This window comes from Deltaproteobacteria bacterium (assembly GCA_016210005.1).
Taxonomy (GTDB): Bacteria; Desulfobacterota; Binatia; order HRBIN30; family JACQVA1; genus JACQVA1.
On the sequence record JACQVA010000242.1, the window covers coordinates 1 to 4395 of the forward strand.

The 4395-nt window shown below is 66.5% G+C and carries 3 protein-coding genes; 2 read left to right on the top strand and 1 reads right to left on the bottom strand.

Annotation, left to right across the window (positions count from 1 at the left end; all coding sequences use genetic code 11):
* Positions 1–228: 228 nt before the first annotated feature.
* Positions 229–471 (top strand): hypothetical protein, encoded by a 243-nt coding sequence (locus tag HY699_22855; GenBank protein MBI4518648.1) that lies wholly within the window; start codon positions 229–231, stop codon positions 469–471.
* Positions 472–505: 34 nt separating this feature from the next.
* Positions 506–2938, top strand: coding sequence for a CoA transferase (locus HY699_22860; protein MBI4518649.1), 2433 nt, complete (start codon positions 506–508; stop codon positions 2936–2938).
* A 106-nt stretch (positions 2939–3044) separates the two neighbouring features.
* Here HY699_22860 and HY699_22865 read toward each other — a convergent pair whose 3' ends face one another.
* Complete coding sequence (locus HY699_22865) at positions 3045–4271, bottom strand: ATP-binding protein (protein MBI4518650.1); 1227 nt, start codon at positions 4269–4271, stop codon at positions 3045–3047.
* Positions 4272–4395 lie beyond the last annotated feature (124 nt).

The following is a 4395-nucleotide window of genomic DNA, read 5'->3' on the forward strand; positions in this document are numbered from 1 at the left end:
CGGCCTCGATGCGCGCGCGAATCGCGTCGATCGCACCGACCGGAAATACCAGCCCCGCCGCCTCCACCTCCCCCGTCACGCATGTGCGTCTACCACAATCGAATCTCCGTGTCCAGAGGCCACAACTCGGGCAGGATCAGCCTGAGGATGAGGAGCATGGAAGGTTGAGGTCCCCCAACGCGTGTCCTGAAGCATCTTCTTGACAACAACCGCGCCTGGGTCCAACAGATGCGCTTCGCCGATCCCGACTTCTTCGACAAGCTCGCGGCTCAGCAAACGCCGGATTGTCTCTGGATCGGCTGTTCGAACAGTCGGGTCCCCGCCAATCAGATCGTCGGCCACTTACCCGGGCAACTGTTCGTCCGTGGTCCGGGATGCCGGAGGCGAGGCGGGCTCAAGGTGACGCGGCCCACTTCGGTACGCTGCGCTACTCAGGGCAGGGGCGAAAGCCCCGCATCGATCGGCGCTTGACTCTGCCTGCCCGCTGATTCAGAACGCCTCCACCATGGCAGACGGCGCGCTCAGCGGGATCACGGTTGTCGAGCTGGGTCAAGGCGTTTCCGCCCCCTTCTGCGCCAAGCTCTTCGCCGACTACGGCGCCGACGTCATCAAGGTCGAGCTGCCCGAGGGCGACCTCGCCCGCCGCTGGGGGCCGTTCCCCAACGACCAGCCGCATCCGGACAAGAGCGGACTGTTCTTCTTCCTCAACACCAACAAGCGCGGCGTTGTGCTCGATGTCGCCACCGGCGATGGCCGCGACCGGCTGCTGCAGCTGCTGGCGCGCGCCGATGTGTTCATCGAAAACCACCGCCCGCAGCAGATGCGCGATTGGGGGCTCGATTACGCCAGCATCGCTCGCGTCAATCCCAACCTGGTGATGATCTCGATCACGCCGTTCGGCCGGTCCGGGCCGTACGCCGATTGGAACGGTTACGATCTGAACGCGTTCCACCTCTCCGCCGCCGGCAGCCGCTACTGCGGCCGGCCGGGCGAGCCGCCGTTGGAGCACGGTACGTTCTCGGCGGAATTCTTCGGCGCCTACGTTGCCACCACGTGGGGTTTGGCAGCGGTGCACGGGCGCGCGCAAACCGGCGGCCAACACCTCGACGTCTCGTGCGCCGAGGCCATCGCGGCCTTGTTCGTCGGCGCGCAGAGCATTGGCGGCTACGCCCAGGACGGCAAGTTCGAACGGCGCACGGGCGTGGGCATGCCGCTCGGCGCCCCCGCCACCATCCTGCCGTGCCGCGACGGCTACGTCTGGATGATCGCCCTCGAGCCGGGGCAGTGGAACGGACTGTGCGCGGCGATGGGCAATCCGGAGTGGGCGGCGCTGGATATGTTCCAAGACATGTTCGTGCGCGCCCAGAACGCCGACATGATCTACCCGCTGATCGAGGAGTGGACCCGCGAGCACAGCAAGCAGGAGATCATGGACCTCTGCCAGGCCAACGGCTGCCCGACGACCGCACTGTTCACCATCGGCGAGGTCGCCGAGCATCCACACTTGCGTGAACGACAATACTTCGTCGAGGTCGCGCATCCCGTGCTCGGCAGCGTGCGCACGATGGGAGCACCGATTCGATTGCCGGCGAGTCCGGGCGGGCCGCGTGTTCCCGCACCGCTGCTGGGGCAGCACAACGCGGAGGTGTTCGCCGCGCTTGGCACGCCGGCTCTCACCCTGACCCTTTCCCCGGGGGAGAGGGAACCTAAGGTTGCGCCGCCAGCTAAACTTGCCGGTCCGCTGGCCGGTGTCCGCGTGGCCAACTTCGGCTGGGGTTGGCTCGGGCCGGTGGTGGGACAGACGCTGAATTTTCTCGGCGCCGAGGTTTACAAGATCGAGTCACGCGCCCGCATCGACATCAACCGCACGCTGCCGCCGTTCGGCGGCGGCGTGCGTGATCCCGATCGCAGCCTGCAAAATCATGCCGGCTGGGCCGGCAACGGCAGCGTTACCATCGATCTCAAGAAGCCCGCGGGGCAGGAACTCGCCCGCCAGTTGGTCACGCACTGTGATGTGGCGATCGAAAACTTCGGGCCCGGGGTGATGAACAAGCTGCACCTCGGCTACGACTTCCTGCGAGCGGCGAGGCCCGACGTGGTCATGGTCTCGATGCCGGCCGCCGGGCTGTTCGGCCCACTCAAGGACATCCGGACGTACGGCATGAGTCTGAGCAGCATCACCGGGCTCGACAGCCTCACCGGCTATCTCGGCGGGCCGCCGATCCCGGTGGAGAATGCCTTTGCCGATCCGCTCGGCGGGATCATCGGCGCGCTTGCCGTCGTGCTCGGGCTCAGTTACCGCGATCGCACCGGCATGGGCCAGCACGTCGATTTTTCCCAGCAGGAAGGCATCCTACAGCTGGTCGCCCCGGCGTTCATGGATTACGTCATGAACGGCCGCGTCGCCGGTCCGATCGGCAACCGCCACCCGCTGGCCGTCGCCGCGCCCCACGGCGTCTTTCGTTGCGCCGGCAATGATCGCTGGATCAGTATTGCCGTGCTGACCGATGACGAGTGGCGAGGCCTGGTGCGAGCGATGGGGAACCCCGCCTGGGCGGGTGCCTTTGCCGATGCCGGCAGCCGTGTCGCCAAGCTCGAGGCGTTGCACGAGCAACTGTCTGCGTGGACCCGCCAATTCGACGACTACGAACTGGCGCGGCGGCTTCAGGAGCACGGCGTCGCTGCGGCGCCCATACTCAACGTCGCCGATCTCCTCAATGACCCGCACTACCGAGCCCGCCGCACGTTCATCGCGGTGCAACACCCGCTCGGCTTCAGCGAGACGATTTACGGCGCCTACGTGAAGACCAGCGGCTTCACCCCCGACATCCGCCCCGGGCCGATGATCGGCCAAGACAACGAGCATGTCTTCAAGAGCCTGATGCAGATCGGCGACGAGCGCTACCAGCGGCTCGTTGAGGAGAGAGTGGTCTTCTAACGGGCCGGCGCAGAGGCTGGGCGGATCCCCTGCCTGATGGACGTCTTCAGACGCGCGCCCGATTGTAACGATCAATCATTGCCTCACGGGGCGTGCCCGGCCGACGTCACAGCGCGTGCCACGGGATCGCGCGGACGCGGTCGGTGAGTTGCTCGGGCCGGGTGCAGCGGCACACCAGGAGCCCGCGCCGGGCACGGTCGGGGTATTGGCTCAGGAATGTTTCGAGGTGCCGCGCATCGCTCGGCCGCGGCCGCGCCGTCCACTTCACTTCGATCGGTATGTCTTCCCGCGGGCTCTCGTAGACGAAGTCCACTTCGGCGCCGGAGGCGGTCCGCCAGAAGCTGACGCGATGGCCCCGTCCGCGGTAGCCGGCGCGCGCAATCAGGTCCTGCGCCACCCAATGCTCCAGCAGCGGGCCTGCATGCACGTCGGCCAAGCGCGACTCGAGCGGTAGCTCAGCCGCCGCATTGCGAACGCCGAGGTCGAAGAAGTAGAAGCGCGGCGTCGTCAACAAGCGCTTGCGCGTGCGGCGGGCGTAGATCGGCAGCCAATGCCCGACGAACGTATCGACGAGGACCTGGTAGTAACTCCTGAGCGTGCTGGCGGCGATCCCACTCTCCTGCGACAGCCGCGCGAGATTGAGCTGCTGCCCCGACTCGGCGGCGGCCAAACGGAGGAACGCCACGAACGGACCCATGTCGCGCACTAACGCCTCGCGGCGAATCTCTTCCTCCAGATAATGCTCGACGTACGCGGTGAGCGTGGCGTGTGCCGTGCTCATCGGTTCTGCACGAATGCCGGGCAGGCTGCCCAGCCGCAGCACGCGCTCGATCGGTTGCGACGGGAACGGCGGCGCGGAAGACGTAAACACGGGCGCCGCAATCGCGGGCGCTGCCCCATCGCGCGCGACCTCCCAGCCACACACCGCATAGAGATGGTACGTGTGGCTGCGGCCTGGTAGCAGGTTGGCCGAGCGGGCTCGCAACTGGCGCGCGGAGCTGCCGGTGAGGTAGAACTGCCAGCGCGTTGGCGCGCTATCGTAGAGGTGCTGGATCTCGTCGAGCAGCGCCGGCACCTTCTGGATCTCATCGACGACAATCGTCCGGACCACACGCGGCAACGCCCGCACGGCGCGGCTGAATGCGGCCGGGTCGGCTTCGAAATGACGCCGATCGGTCGCATCTTGGAGGTTGACGAAGTGCGTCCGCTTGCCGGAGAGCAGATGCTGCAGCAGCGCCGTCTTGCCAGTCTGGCGCGCCCCAAACAGCAGGCGGACCTTGTTGCGCGAGATGGCGCCGGACAACGCTGCTTCGAGGAAGCGACCGTGGAACATGCTGTTGTTGATATACCAGGATAATCCACATGTCCATGTTGATCGTCACACGGTGGCCTCGTGGCTGCATCCCGCCTTGGAAGCCGCAGGCTCCTCAACCCAGCCGGCTCAAGAACTCCTGCAC